We start from the raw sequence: 14258 nt of genomic DNA on the forward strand, positions 1-14258 counted from the left end.
ACCTCCTTCTATGCCACAAATTGTTCTTCAGCATTCGCACTCTCATTTCTTTCAACTGTACGGAAGCTTTCAGTTACTTCTTCAAACGGACAATAAACTAACATACGACCTACACGTCCATAAATATCTAAATACAAGCAATGATATTGTGGCATTCTACGTAAAAATTCAATATTTTTTGACGTTACTTCTAACCCCACATGCTCTAAAATAAGTTCTCGTTCATCACTCTTATCAAAAGCAAAAATACGTCCAAAATTACCTGAATCTTCGTCTGATTGCGTATCTTTAATCGATTGAGTAATTAAAACCAACATATTATTAAACGTACGTCCCACACGACGCATAGCTTTAATCACTTTACTTCCACCCCTAGAAGAACTAAACACCCACGCTTCATCAAATAAAATAAACGTATTTTCTTCTTGATCTTTCAATCCAAAAGCTTCACAAAACTTACCTAAACACATCATCAATGCCAATGACTTACGCTGACTTGACGTATAATTTCTACTACTTTCTTTTGCATCTGGAATATCTAAACCTGCAACCTCTAAAATCGTTATATGTTCCGTTAAATTCAAACCATTATTTTCACCACGACTAAATGCTAATTCTAAAATTGAACCCTCTACTCGTTCTAAAATTGCATTTCCTGATTTTACAGCTTCTTCATTTCCACATTCAACCATATAATCCAAAACATTTAATAAACCAACCTGCTGACCTTCTTCTTTACGTGCAATAACCGACTTAATCCCTTTTAACATTTCTGTTCGAGCATCTTCTTTAGTAGAAAAATCATAAATTTGCTCAAAAATCGTTTCTAAAGTATCTTGTACTTCTGCTCCTGATAAATAATTCAATGGATCAAGTACGCCTTCATTTTGCTTCTGGTTAGGGTCTAACGTTACAAAATGAAATGAATGGATATATGCCACAAACAACGGATAATGTTCTTGATAGTATGGATTATCTGCTACTTTCATTAGCCATTTTTTATATTCTGATTTTGGATCAATATATAATCCTTTACCTGTTAACAAACTACAATAAAAGAAAATCAATTTTGCAAGAAATGATTTTCCTCCTCCAGTCGGACCAGTAATCGCAATATGAGGAGAACTAGAAGCTTTACCAGCCACTTCTGCTTGATTAGCCAAAAACGGATTAAACATAACTACTTTTCGACAAGCTCTAGCTATCTGTTCAGGTTTCAAACCATCTACATTACCTAAAGTTGAAACACGACCAATTGGAAAACCAACTCTATCACCAATACGATTATCTACTCCAAACATTAATTCTGAAATTCCTTGCGCTGTCGTATAATGTACCCAATTTTTCATTAAAGTACTTTCTTGTCCTGCTAAAAAAGCATGGAACAATACATCTTGATCAGCTAAACCATTAACAACTTCAACTTTCATCGATTCACAATAATCTATAACTTGTGCTGAACGTTTTCTACATTCTTCTAATGTAGAACCAAACACTGCAAAAATACCAAACCATTTAATAATTGGCTCTCTTTTTTCAATTTTTTCATCTAAATTCATTAAAATATAACGATTTAAACGACCACTTTTCTTTTCAGAATCTCCCATTTCCAGAGATTCTTGCGCAAAATTCTTCAGACGAGTATTAGCACGCTTACTTTTCCCTTGAAGCCCATTTGCTCCTTTTAAAGGAACAAATTTACCTTTTAGCTGAAATTCTACAGGAAATGGCAACTCCTGAACCTTTGAAACTACATGATTTAACCACATATTCACTGGAAATTTATATATTGGTAATAATGATACATAAGACTTTCCAGCCTTTGTTGACAGCTCAATATATCCTTGATTTTCTTTCGTATCAATAATACTATCTGTCAACGAATGAAGCCCTTCGTTCATATCAGACATTTCAGATAAAGCTCTATCTAAACCACGTACAAATGGATATTCTATATGGTGTCGTAATTCTTTTTGAGTTAAACGTGACCCACGAACCGCACCAAAGCGTTGAAAGACCATTTCTTCTGTTGCTCTATAACGTTCTAAAAATTCACGGTCTATCATAATTTCATAATTACCTAATGCCAAAACACGATAAACTACTTGATCCAAATATTGAATACATTTCCCTTTAAATGTACTAGCTGTAAAAGTGCTACTTAACTTCACACCAACAATCAATCGTTCACTTGTTAAAAATTTTAATTCTTCATTCAAAATCTGAACAGTTCTTTCTTCAATATTTTCAGCTAACTCTTTATTAGCTTCATCAAAAGACTGACTCAATAATGATACACGTTCCGATAATTCAAATGACACAGGTTCTACACTAATTTCCAACTCTTTATATTTTCGTAATCCTTGCAAAAATAATTCTACTGACTCTTTATATTCTTCTTGTTTCTCTTTGTTTTGTCCTGAAATATTCTCTAAAGGTACACGATAATACGCCCATACTTCATTTGTTTCTGTTACTAAAAGATTGCCATAAATCTTCTTTGCAGGAATTTTAAATTTTGTAGCCATTAAAACACTCTCCTTATACTAAAATTGAAAAAGGACAATGAATCTCATTGTCCTTCTTCTGGTTCTTTTACACACAAATCAGCTACTGTTTTTCTTTCATAAACTAATTCATGCTTATTCAATTTAATAAAACGACCATGCTGTAAAACTTGATTTTTCAACTGATAAGTGAAAATATACAACACATAATCTTTCAAAAATATATGAACTTTTTTTCCATCAGGTTCGACACGATTAAAAAGTTCAATCATTCCCCACGAAGCAGTCACTGTCAAAAAAACCGACAATTGATCAAAACCACGTATTAAATATAACAACACCCCCACAAATACAGCTGTAAAACCACCAACAAAAAAAGTTTGTGCGGGTATCGCATTACGTAATTTAAAACGTTTTGTAATTTCTCTTACCATTTGTGGCGCATGAAAAGGCTCTTTATAATCAAATACTTCTTTTCGTGGTTTTTCTGAATTATTACTCATATACCCTCCTAAAAGCCCATTTTCTTTGGAATATTTGATAAACTATCTAAGAAACTTGCTGGATCTTTAATAAAGAAGTAGCCAACCGCACCTAAAGCAATTAAACCAACTGCTTTTACGAATTTTTGATTAATACCTTCTTTAATCGCATAAACTACAACAGCAAATGTAAAAATAGGTGCTACCCACTTGCTTAAAACATAGTCAACCAATCCTTCAGCACTAGGATCTCCACCAGCTGCCAAAACAGGCAAAGCCACATAAAAATTCATTACCACAGCAAACAATGCAACACTAACTTTTTGCCATGAACAAACAACCATTTTTTTAATGCGATTAATTAATTTTTTGTAGTAATTCACTTAACTACGCCCCCTAAATCATGTGATAATTTTTCTATATAAAATTTGTCGCTTTGACGAACTACAGTTAATACAATGTACTCTTTATGATTATTTCCATTATTTCCTTCATAAATAATTGGTGTATCTACAATCAAATATTTTTCACCATCTTTATAAAAAGCTGGTTCGTACATTTCTACAGAAAAACCTTTTCCTAAAACTTCTGGTTTTTCCATCATATAAGACATTTGTTTAATATCATCACTTGCATATAGCTGATAAAACTGTTTTAAAAAGTCTTTCAACTTCGCTTCTTCTTTTTCGTCTACACGATCAAATGAATTTGCTGAAATTGTCTTTCCATCAACATTTCCCGCTTTTAAACTAGGTATCGTTGAATAATAAGGTAAAGATACAACTTTAAACTGATTATTTTTTTGAATAAAAGGAATGGTTAATAAGACAGTACGCTCTGTTTTTTCTTGTTCCTTATATTTTTGTTTTTCAGAAATAGTCTTATCCCCTTCTTTTCTCGTAACCGTCCGCTCTTTTTCCACTGGATAATTCACTTCATACGTAACAACATATTTTGCTAAATACTCCTTTCCTTGCTTATCAAAACTAAAAAAAGAAGAAGATACCAACTTTTGTGACACTTTGGTTTCTCCCTCTTTAGGTAATTTATTTACATAAAACGTTGAAAGTTCTTTCTCTCTTTTTGACAACGCTTCTTCATCACTAGGCTTATTCATATAAACTGTTATAAATTGATTTAAATAACGTTGCGCTAAAAATTCATTTAACGTTTCATCTGCTTCACTAGATAATTGCTTTTGAATTTCTACTAAATTATCTTTATTTTGAGTAGCATTTACATTCGCATTTTTAGCCATTAAAAACGACAATGGAATAGTCGCAACCATTAACCCTAAGGCACTTAAAAATACAATTCTTGCCGTTTTAGGGCTAATTTCCTTCTTATCAACTAATCTTTCTTGCTTAGGTATTTTTTTTCGTTTAAAAAATTTCATTGGTTTCCTCCTCGTATATAATAATTTAAATATCTTTCAAACCACTTTAAAAAACGTTGTTTTGTAGCTTTTTCTAAATAAATGGTTATCCCTATATCACCTTTTTTCTTTACATACCCTTTACGATAAACAGTATAGTAATAACTAGTGTACATTTTTTCTCCAGTTGGTTTTCTCAAATAATACCCTTCAACAATTAAACTTGCTGATTTAGAAAAAGCATACTCCGCTATAAATTCTTTCTTAAAAGGTACTTGTTCTTCAACAATACCCATAGTTAATAAATATTGTTTATACTCTTCCATATAAACAATATCTTCATCGTCAACTTCTGCCTCCGTTACAGAAAAATAATATTTTTTCAACATATACGGAATAGACTTTTTAGAATACTTCTTATAAAAATCTGATCGCATATCAAAAATAGCCTTTAATTCGCTCTGTAACACGTTTTAACACTCCAATCTATATTGACGATAGTATACTTGATAATTTTCATAAAACGCTTCTAACAACCGTTCTAACCCCTGATTTACAACGTCCAATGAACGACTAATCATTAAACTTTCATAACCAAATGGATAATCATCATGTTCTCTAAAATATTGCCCTGCTAACTGCTCTTCACGTTGTATTATGTGATAATAGCTATCAGGTAAATAATCTTCCATACGCATTTCACGAACTCTTTTTATTTGATCTACATGAGATTTAATAAAGTTAGCTTCGTCCATAACCATTGGTGCACGTGCAAAAACATGCGCACGCTCAATAAAGTTTTTCTTGACTTCTTCGTCCAAAATAACTTCATCAGGCGCACGCCCATGTCGTTTTTTAAATTGTTCATAAAATAAGGAACATAACTCTTTTTCACATACTAATAAATGTTCCTCACGTGCAGTTAATTCTTTATTTTTATCAGACATAAGAACTAATCGTTTAAAATTAGTCATATAACGTGTAACATACACATCTTTTTCTAATTCTGTTCCTAATTTTGTTAACATATACCTCTCTCCTTATAAAAGAGAAAAACGAAAAGAAAGATATAAAATAGAACATACTAAACCAATTAACAAACAGCTATAACACATATAAAATAATTTTTTTCTCTGCTCATGATACAAACTTGATAAGCAATAAAAACAAATAAAAAATAAAGCGATAATAGCTAATGTCAATATAGCTTGTAATAATTTCATACTTTCTTTTCCCCTTCATCAGACTAATTCTGCAATCACAACGATACGACCCGTCGTTTTCGTTGCTTTATCACATGTAATTAATGTCAACGTAGGTTTTCTTGTTAAATTCAAAATACTTGTATCAGTCATATCTACATGACGTTGTTCTTTTACTTTATAGTTATAAACATGTCCTGAACGGTCTTGTAACGTAATTGTTTCACCTACTGCTACATTTCCTAATGAACTAAACATCAAACCGTCCACACCTGCATTGTGAGCAGCCAACGTGTAATTGCCTTTACCCATTGTCTGTTTTGGTAACACAGTACAAGCACCATACAGCATTTTTTCAAAACTATCACCTTGTAAAATAGGCATTTCTAAACCAATAGAAGGAATACGAATCGTTCCTAAAACATCATTTTTTACTTTTGAAAAATTCTTTTGTGCTTCTCGTATCATTTCAACTGTCGGTCGCTCACCCTCAGACAAATCTACACTAGTTGAAATTGCTGTTTCATCTGATTGAGTTATTTCTTCCGCTCCTGTTACCACGTCCGATTGCACACTTTCCGTTGTTTTCGCTTGTTTTTTTGGCTTTTTCGCTTCTTCCAAGCCAGAAGAGAGAAGCGTTTCTGCTTCTCTCGTAAATTCTTCTTTCTGACTTAGATTGGCAAAAAAAGCATAGCAAATAAGACCAATTGTTCCTAAACCAATTGCCCCTACGAAATACTTATTCTTTTTTAGCCATGCTTTCATGTTACTCACCTTGCTCATGTTTACCTTTACGGCTTACTGCAACAAGCGTACCAGTCAAACCAATAGCAACTAATGCACCTACGGCAATACCTGTACCATTACCAACATTTAAATTTGTATTTGGTAAAAGTTTAGGTTTTTCTTGTGGCGTGCTAACTTGTACTTTGTTAGAATCTAACGCTTCTTCATTAATTACTAACTGAGCAACATTCGGAATCATAATATTACCTTCATCATCGACATATTGAGAAAAATCAGCGTCTTTCAATTTTCCTTTAATGTAGACAAACAATTGTTTTTCTTTCAATTTGTTTGGCTCATTCGCAGTCCACATAACTTTTTGGGTCTTTTCATCAACACTAATTTTTCCTTGGTCGGTAATATCTGTACCATCTGAAAGTATTACTTTTACTTCTTTATTTGCTTCTAGTACGTCTTCTAAATCATCTTGAATCACTAGAGAAGTCATATCTTTTGTGTTTGGTACTTGAACATCTAATTTAAATGTTACTTCATCACCCACTTTAACACTTGTCAAATCAACTTCTTTATCACCTTCAAGAATTTTCTTAGCAATAGAAGGATCTTTCGGTGTAACAGTTGTATAAGTTTCTTCTGTTGCTACTTCTTTATTGCTTTGAATCACTTTCGCTTTATTCGGAATTTGTAGTTTTCCATCAGCTAAATAACTATCTAAACTTGCCCCTTCACGAATTTTCGTTTGAAACTCAAATTTATATTCATGATTATAAAAATCTGCTTGCTTTAATACGTCAGCTTTCGCAACCATTTTTACTAAGTTTCCCTCATGCTTCGCTTCAAACTTATCTGTCACGTCTTTACCTGCTTCATCAGTAACTTTCACATCAGAAACACGTTCCAATTCAGGAATCAATTCGTCCTGCATTTCATAGTTTGAGTAATAAAAATCGGCAATTTCATCAGGTACTTTATGTGTAATAGTGTACGTATACGTTTCACCTAACCCAGTTAGCGTATTTTCTTTTACAGTCGTTTCATCACTATCTGTCACTGTTTTTGTAGGAATAAGTGGTGCTGTTGGAAGAATCTTTTTCGCACTATAACCAAAATACGCATACTGGTTATTGTTATTTGGCGGAATTGGTCGACCAGAATTTTTTTCACGTGTCGCAAAATCTTCACTATACGTGAAATCAAAACTTGAAGAATCAGAATACAAGAACGTGAATACACCACGAGAATCTAAATAATCATCTAATGGCTGGTCTGCGCCATCAAAAAATGTTATTCCCCCATCTTTTTCTTCTTTGTACTTAATAATTGATTGGTCTGTTGGGACATATAAAGAATCAATACGGTTATACGTTTCTTTTCCAAACGTAATCCCTTGTAAATTATCAATATCATCATACGTGAAATAACCGCTCACAACTTTTTCTTTATCTGTTCCATGTTCCATATACTGCCATGTATATTTCACATAATCAAATGCACTCTGATAGGTACCAATACTAGAAACATTGTTGAAAGCAATCATGTTATTTGTGCAATTAGTACCGTTAATTGTACTAATAAATGGTTTCCAATCTTGAATCGTGATTTTTAAATCAATCACTGTTCCATCATCGGCAGTTCCGACATTATTATAGCGAATCCAAGATTGTCCTTTTTTCGCTTTCGTTGTATCAAGCCCGATTTTTCCGTCCCACTTTTGCGGAGGCATGTTTACATAAACATCATTCGTCCAGCCCTCACCGCCAGTTGAAACAGTAGTGACACCTTTAATAAATTTGGCGATAAAACTATATTTCGAACTTGCCTCATCTCCAGGTTTTACCAACGACGCTTTAGGCGCATCTAAAATAGAATTACTTTTTGCACGTTGGAAAAATGTTTGTGCCACTTCATCAGGTACTTGTCCACCTTCTTGTGCATGAACCATCATTGGCATTGCCATATTTGCTAAAATTGTAACAGTTGCTAATCCTTGTATAATTGTTGTTTTTTTCATTAAATAAATCCTTCTCGTAATATATATTTTGAAACGACTTCCATCGTTTCAGTCACCCCTTAGGGCTATTCCTTATTAAATAACTTTTAAACCTTGGCTATTGAATTTTGTTCCTGGATAATAGACTTATGGAAACGGTCTATCGGAACACTGCTAATTTCCTTTGTAGCTATGACTACAGCAGAAAGCCTGCATCCCGACTTATTGATTATCATGCCTCAAACCCATTAGCTGTACCGTTCACTTCTTAAACTATTTCTAGTAGGAAATAGGGTGGCTTTTAAGAGGTAAACAATTGAGTACTATTAAGCGAGATTGCGGTTATTCAATAAGATTCAGGGATAAACTTCAATAGCTAAGTATTCCAAAAAATTTATGAAAGGAGGACCTTCCATGAAATTATTTATTGGTTTAGACGTTAGTTCTCAAAAATTAGATACTTGCTTTTTAACAGACTCCAAAGAGATCTTGTTTGAAGGTTCACTTAGCAACGATTTAATCGGAGCTAGCGAAATCAAACAAAGAATTCTCGACTACCAAGAAACCTTTGGTTTCTGCCGAATTGTCATAGGTATGGAATCGACTTCTGTTTATAGTTTTCACCCAGCAATGTTTTTCTACTTAGATGAAGATTTAAAGCTGTTACCTGTCGAAGTTACTGTAGAAAATCCTTATAGAATCAAACAGTATTCAAGAATGTTCGATCAGGATAAAACAGATAAAATTGATGCACAGATCATAGCTGATTATCTACGAGTAGATCTCCATACATTGTCTCCTATTAAAGAAGAAGTTTATGTTGGACTTCAACGACTAACAAGATCTCGTTATCAATTAGTGACACAAATGGTAGAAGCAAAACAACATTTTTTAGAAAATTTGACGTATAAATGTAATACTTTATCAAAAGAACTTGCGAATGAAGACAATAAAACTTCCATATTCGGAGCTTCAATTATGAATCTACTTACAGAAGGTATTACCTTAGATGAATTTTCGGAAATGCCTCTTGAATCAGCCGCTGAATTACTTCAAAAGCTAGGAAAAGGTCGATTCAAAAATCCAGAGCAACTTGTCAAAAGTATTCAAAAAGCTGTACGTAGTTCTTATCGTTTAGGTAAAGTAACCAAGAATTCCATTGACCTTGTATTAGGTATAATCGCCAACGAAATCAAATTTCTAAAAAAACAGATTAAAGAAATTGAAAAAAACATTACTGCTTTACTTGAAACAATTCCAGAAGCCCAATGCTTATTAAGTGTCCCAGGATTAGGAGCTGTTTATACTGCAGGCTTAATCGCTGAAATTGGTCAAATCGAGCGATTTGATGATCAATCCAAGTTAGCAAAGTATGCCGGGTTAACTTGGTCTAAAAATCAATCAGGAAACTCTCAATCTGAAAACACGCCACTAAATCGTTCTGGAAATCGCTATTTTCGTTACTACTTAATTGAAGCCACCAATCGAGTAAGAAGTACACTTCCAGAATTTAAAGAGTACTACCAAAAAAAGAAAAATGAAGTACCTAAACACAAACATAAACGAGCGCTCGTCTTAACCGGAAGAAAATTTGTGCGCTTGATCGATGCGCTACTACGCAACGGTCAATTCTATCAGCCGGCGAAGGTGGTGATAGAAAAATAACATAAAGTTATTTGCGAAAATCTTCGTGATTACCCCGAAAAAAATTTGATTTTAGTCGGGTCTAGTTCAGTGCGGTCTAATTTTTCAAAATCTAACTCATATTTTAAAATTTATATCTTGACTTATTACCATTAGGCTTTCTTTATTAATATTTGTAATCTTTCTCCTTACTCATTAAAAAAAATAGGCGAACCACGATTACTAATCATTTCTACACCTCCATCATATTTTTAATTGAAACTTCCTCATAATATGCTATAATTTTTCGTAGCTTAACAAATTTATTCCGAAAAAATGTCCAGTCTACTTTTTGACTGGACATTTTTATTATTATTCATCTGTACAATTACCTTTCTAGCAAATTAAATTTACTTATTGAAAAAATTTTAATAATATGTTATACAATAATTAGTTAGCACACACTTATTTATTTTTTAGTTAGAAACACTAACAACTTCTTTAAAAACTAGTCTATAAAGACTAGTTTTTTGTTATTCAATAATCAAATTCACAACCAACATAAAATCTATAAGTAATAGCTAAAAATGCATAAGATTTAACAGCTTTATAAAGCCGTTTATCTTCAAATTCTTCTCGTTCTTCTATAACATACGGAGTAGTCACTGAACGTCTATCAATAACAGCATTAACTCTTTCTACAATTTCTCCTTTTAAAAAAACAGAATCTCCTAAAATAATTCTTCTTGTTTCAATATAATCTTGCTTCTTTACTTTTCCTGTAGTTTCAATTTCTACTAATCCCCCCAATTTATCTACTTCAGTAACAACTTTATAACGTATAGAATTAGGTTTATTATCCAAAGATAACTCCCCGTAACATATTTCTGGCATATCATACAAATATTCTTTACTAACTGTATTTATTTTCTTCACTGCCATTTTTGCATAATGTTTCTGAACAAAAATTATACTTTCTGTTACCTTTCCATATAAAAAAATACAGATAATAGTACCTATAATTAACGAACTAACTAAATCAAAAAAAATAAAATATACATATAAACTACACATACAAAATATAAACACCATTAACCAAATCAAAAATACAACAAATATATCTCTTAAATAAGCTTCATACGTACCTCCTTTTTCAAACAATCTCATTTTTTTAGCTAAAAATCCCATTATTTTCACCTCACTTCAACAAACTATTTCTCCTGTTTCAGTTGCAATTAAACGACCCTTTTCACTAGCTATATCCATAAACTCTGAAATATGCCACTCTAACACTTTTTTATTTTTTTCATTTAATTCAACATCACGCAAAATTTCTCCCAAATAATCAAATCCTTCTTGTTCTCCGCCTAATTCAATAACTTTTAGTGTTTGCGCACATGAATATGCTAACCAATTTAATTTACGATAAAAATTCGGCTTCTCTACTTTCATACTTAAATCAACATACTTAGTTGCACCTAAAAAACGCTCCCATGCTCCCCATTTTTTTAAAGTTCCTGAACGATTTCTTTCAAAAAAACAAACTTGCTGAGAAATAACACTTCTTGCTGATCGTAATAAAAAAGTATCTTCCATATAATGCTCTATAAATTTATGAGCTTTTTCACTATGTAAACGTATTTCATAACGATTTTTAATAGCTACTTCTTCTACAGATATTTTTTCTCGATTAGCAATCTCATAGTTTTTTTGATAAAAACAAAAGTAAACTAAACTATTTCTTGTACCAAAATAAACAGTTGTTCCTTCACTTACTCCATCAATAACATTTCCAGTTCCTACTACTCGATACTTCTTAAAACTTGTATCAAACAATCCTAACCGTATTTTTTTTGCTACTGTATCCAAAGAAAAATATTCAATATAATCATCAACTGCTATATCAATACGTTTTATTACTCCATTTACAAATAAACAGCGACCAAAAAAATCCAGCCACTGTTGATCTAATTCATTCAAAATATACTCATAATTACGACAACCTTTACCAGACAATTCAATTAACGTTCCTCTCTCATCTCCTTTCTTTGACAATAAAACTCTAATATTATCGTATTCATACATTAATTGATAACCAAACAAACCCGTTGGCTTTTCATAAAAAACTTCAAAATTCATAAGTAAAACATCTTCAATCACACACTTTACATCATGTGAAGGAATACGAACACGAATATAATCAAAAATTGCTTCCAATCCTTCGGTCTGATTCATCGTATCGTAATAATTCATTAATTTTTTAAATAAATCATCAGGACATTTTTTCTTTTCATTTTCAATCAAACTTAAATATGTCTTACTTAATTGAAATGTATTGGCTACATCAGATTGCTTTAATCCTAATTTTAAACGTAATTTTTTTAAATTTCTTCCCTCTATCAATTTAATATCAAATCCTTTTTTACAAAATAATCCACATAATGTATAATTTATTTCAAAAAAAATATATACATAAAAGGAGAATTATATGGAGACATTTTTAAATTTTTTAGGTTCAGATATTTTTTCAAACATCTTAGCTATATTAGGAGTTATTCTTGCCCTGCTCCCTCAAAAAGACACTATTTCAATAGACAATTCTACAAATTATTATTTTAGAACTACATACAGTAATTCAAATGGCGCAACTTCAAATATGGAATGGTTTTTCGGATTACTTATTGTCATTAGTGCTTATATTTTTTACGCTCTTTTACAACCATACTTTGTTGGAGTATTAGTTATACTTGCATTTGCGCTTATTGTTAAATATCGCTACTTAAAAATAGCATTCAAAAAACAAATAGTACTTCCATTACTACTTATCATTACTACAGCTATTATCCAACAAACATTACCTGAAGAAATTATAAACTACTGGAAAAATGCTTATAAAATAGATTTCAATCATGTAGATACGTTATCTCAAATTTTACAACAACTTACAGCTCCAATTAATGAAATACAAAACCTTATTAAAACCATAACAAACCCTTTATCTATAGCAATTTTATCGAACATAGTTTTTGTTATATTTTCACTAAAATTCATGGTTAGCGATCTATTTAGAAAAAAAGAAAACATAAAAATAGAAAAATTATCTTCATTAATTCCTACAAGTATCTTTTTCTTTATTGTTATTTCTTTTATGTTCTATACAAATCCTAATTCACCAGCAAGAACTATAGTTACATCAATTACACATTTTCTAACAAACTAATTAAAAAGAACAAAATACACCAAATACTAAATAAAAATACACTAAAATTTATTAGTAACCTTACATTGTCATTTTCTGATTTAGGTTTTATACATTCAAAAAAGCTCTTTTGTATTTTAAAACTTTTATCTGAAAAGTAACTTACCGCTATTATTGGTATCCAAGGAAAAATAAGTAACATTATATACATCATTTGAACTAAAAATTTCATTTATTTTATCCTTTCATAAAATTATTTATAAAGGTAAACTTTACAAAAAAAAGCTGCAAAAGTTTACCTGCACATCAAGGTTTAAAATACTGTTATATCAAGGTTACACCCACGTTTTAAGGAGGGAAAATCAGAAAAGTTACCCCCCTATTAGAATAAGGGGGTTTTAGGGGTGTGGGGCGCAAGCGCCCCACACCGTTCTTGACCTTGTCGCTTAGTCGCTCCCAAGGTCAAAAAGCACCTACGCTTAGTCGCTGTGGGCTGGAGCCCACTTACGGCGCTTTTTTCTTGCGAACGGTTCCCATAAATTCTCCCAATTCCCCATACAAATAATTATATTCTCTAAATTCTTTTATACCATTGTTCCCTTACGTACTGGGTTACTTGGATCTTTTTGTTCAGGAAATTTACCAAATTCAGTAAATACATCAAAGGTTTTCGTATTTATAAATGGTGCATAAAATTCACCTACTTGTGACGTTCCAACATCAATATAACCTCGACCTTTTTCATTGGTGTTATAAAAATCTTTATCATTCGTTGCACTAGCATTTACCATATCGTAGCCTGTCGGAGAAATTTTACCAACAATTGCCCGTAAACCTAGCTGATCTCGAAGCCCACCATCAAAATATTTTTGGTCTGGTCGTTGCAAACCTAAAATCACATAAACTCCACTTTGACGTCCTTTTAACGTAATTTGAGTTAAAGAACTTAATACTTGTCGTAATAGTTTCATATCTTTTTCAATAGAATCATAATAGGCAGCCCACTCGTCAATAAACAAAACATATGGAGCAAAACCAAAATCTTCATAATCAGTCAAACCTTTAGTACTATTAGCTTCCATATAAGCATAACGTTCATTCATCAATGCTTCAGCTTTTTCTAAAGCACCTGC

12 protein-coding genes and 1 pseudogene are annotated in these 14258 nt (G+C 31.9%); 2 read left to right on the forward strand and 11 right to left on the reverse strand.

Features of this window, described 5'->3' with window-relative positions:
- Positions 1 to 8: 8 nt before the first annotated feature.
- The 8 genes from IGK86_RS14765 to IGK86_RS14800 all read right to left on the reverse strand — a co-directional run bounded on the left by IGK86_RS14765 (position 9) and on the right by IGK86_RS14800 (position 8324).
- Positions 9 to 2528 carry an ATP-binding protein gene (locus tag IGK86_RS14765; RefSeq protein ID WP_438742747.1) on the reverse strand — a complete coding sequence of 840 codons (2520 nt, stop codon included), beginning with the start codon at positions 2526 to 2528 and terminating at the stop codon, positions 9 to 11.
- Between the two features lie 44 nt (positions 2529 to 2572).
- Complete coding sequence (locus IGK86_RS14770; RefSeq protein ID WP_438742749.1) at positions 2573 to 3010, reverse strand: TcpE family conjugal transfer membrane protein; 438 nt, start codon at positions 3008 to 3010, stop codon at positions 2573 to 2575.
- A gap of 8 nt (positions 3011 to 3018) precedes the next feature.
- Positions 3019 to 3372, reverse strand: a complete 354-nt coding sequence (locus tag IGK86_RS14775) for a TcpD family membrane protein (RefSeq protein WP_438742751.1) — start codon at positions 3370 to 3372, stop codon at positions 3019 to 3021.
- Positions 3369 to 4385 (reverse strand): conjugal transfer protein, encoded by a 1017-nt coding sequence (locus IGK86_RS14780; protein ID WP_438742753.1) that lies wholly within the window; start codon positions 4383 to 4385, stop codon positions 3369 to 3371. Before IGK86_RS14780 ends, IGK86_RS14775 begins: the two co-directional genes overlap by 4 nt.
- The gene (locus tag IGK86_RS14785; protein ID WP_318840278.1) at positions 4382 to 4834 is read right to left on the reverse strand and encodes a hypothetical protein; all 453 of its coding nucleotides are present in this window, start codon (positions 4832 to 4834) and stop codon (positions 4382 to 4384) included. Before IGK86_RS14785 ends, IGK86_RS14780 begins: the two co-directional genes overlap by 4 nt.
- Positions 4835 to 4837: 3 nt before the next feature.
- The gene (locus tag IGK86_RS14790) at positions 4838 to 5392 is read right to left on the reverse strand and encodes a hypothetical protein (protein WP_438742755.1); all 555 of its coding nucleotides are present in this window, start codon (positions 5390 to 5392) and stop codon (positions 4838 to 4840) included.
- Positions 5393 to 5605: 213 nt separating this feature from the next.
- Positions 5606 to 6331 (reverse strand): class A sortase, encoded by a 726-nt coding sequence (locus IGK86_RS14795; protein ID WP_438742757.1) that lies wholly within the window; start codon positions 6329 to 6331, stop codon positions 5606 to 5608.
- Between the two features lies 1 nt (position 6332).
- Entirely contained in the window at positions 6333 to 8324 is a 1992-nt protein-coding gene (locus IGK86_RS14800; protein ID WP_438742759.1) for an isopeptide-forming domain-containing fimbrial protein, read from the reverse strand.
- Between the two features lie 393 nt (positions 8325 to 8717).
- Between IGK86_RS14800 and IGK86_RS14805 the strand changes: the two genes are divergently transcribed.
- Complete coding sequence (locus IGK86_RS14805) at positions 8718 to 9968, forward strand: IS110 family transposase (RefSeq protein WP_438741968.1); 1251 nt, start codon at positions 8718 to 8720, stop codon at positions 9966 to 9968.
- Between the two features lie 495 nt (positions 9969 to 10463).
- Here IGK86_RS14805 and IGK86_RS14810 read toward each other — a convergent pair whose 3' ends face one another.
- Together IGK86_RS14810 and IGK86_RS14815 are read right to left on the reverse strand one after the other, a co-directional pair.
- Positions 10464 to 11114 carry a hypothetical protein gene (locus tag IGK86_RS14810; RefSeq protein ID WP_438742761.1) on the reverse strand — a complete coding sequence of 217 codons (651 nt, stop codon included), beginning with the start codon at positions 11112 to 11114 and terminating at the stop codon, positions 10464 to 10466.
- Between the two features lie 15 nt (positions 11115 to 11129).
- Complete coding sequence (locus IGK86_RS14815; RefSeq protein WP_438742763.1) at positions 11130 to 12329, reverse strand: replication initiation factor domain-containing protein; 1200 nt, start codon at positions 12327 to 12329, stop codon at positions 11130 to 11132.
- An 85-nt stretch (positions 12330 to 12414) separates the two neighbouring features.
- On the opposite strand from IGK86_RS14815, the gene IGK86_RS14820 reads away from it, so the two are divergent.
- Entirely contained in the window at positions 12415 to 13146 is a 732-nt protein-coding gene (locus IGK86_RS14820) for a hypothetical protein (protein ID WP_438742765.1), read from the forward strand.
- Positions 13147 to 13709: 563 nt separating this feature from the next.
- Here IGK86_RS14820 and IGK86_RS14825 read toward each other — a convergent pair.
- A pseudogene (locus IGK86_RS14825) lies at positions 13710 to 14258 on the reverse strand (FtsK/SpoIIIE domain-containing protein); the annotation flags it as partial.

Origin of the sequence: Enterococcus sp. DIV1206, from assembly GCF_051712485.1 — a bacterium.
Taxonomy (GTDB): domain Bacteria; phylum Bacillota; class Bacilli; order Lactobacillales; family Enterococcaceae; genus Enterococcus; species Enterococcus faecalis.

Coding starts and splice junctions, on each gene's coding strand:
- IGK86_RS14780 (WP_438742753.1), bottom strand. CDS start 4,385: ATGAAATTTTTTAAACGAAAAAAAATACCTAAGCAAGAAAGATTAGTT.
- IGK86_RS14805 (WP_438741968.1), top strand. CDS start 8,718: ATGAAATTATTTATTGGTTTAGACGTTAGTTCTCAAAAATTAGATACT.
- IGK86_RS14800 (WP_438742759.1), bottom strand. CDS start 8,324: ATGAAAAAAACAACAATTATACAAGGATTAGCAACTGTTACAATTTTA.
- IGK86_RS14790 (WP_438742755.1), bottom strand. CDS start 5,392: ATGTTAACAAAATTAGGAACAGAATTAGAAAAAGATGTGTATGTTACA.
- IGK86_RS14770 (WP_438742749.1), bottom strand. CDS start 3,010: ATGAGTAATAATTCAGAAAAACCACGAAAAGAAGTATTTGATTATAAA.
- IGK86_RS14795 (WP_438742757.1), bottom strand. CDS start 6,331: ATGAAAGCATGGCTAAAAAAGAATAAGTATTTCGTAGGGGCAATTGGT.
- IGK86_RS14810 (WP_438742761.1), bottom strand. CDS start 11,114: ATGGGATTTTTAGCTAAAAAAATGAGATTGTTTGAAAAAGGAGGTACG.
- IGK86_RS14765 (WP_438742747.1), bottom strand. CDS start 2,528: ATGGCTACAAAATTTAAAATTCCTGCAAAGAAGATTTATGGCAATCTT.
- IGK86_RS14820 (WP_438742765.1), top strand. CDS start 12,415: ATGGAGACATTTTTAAATTTTTTAGGTTCAGATATTTTTTCAAACATC.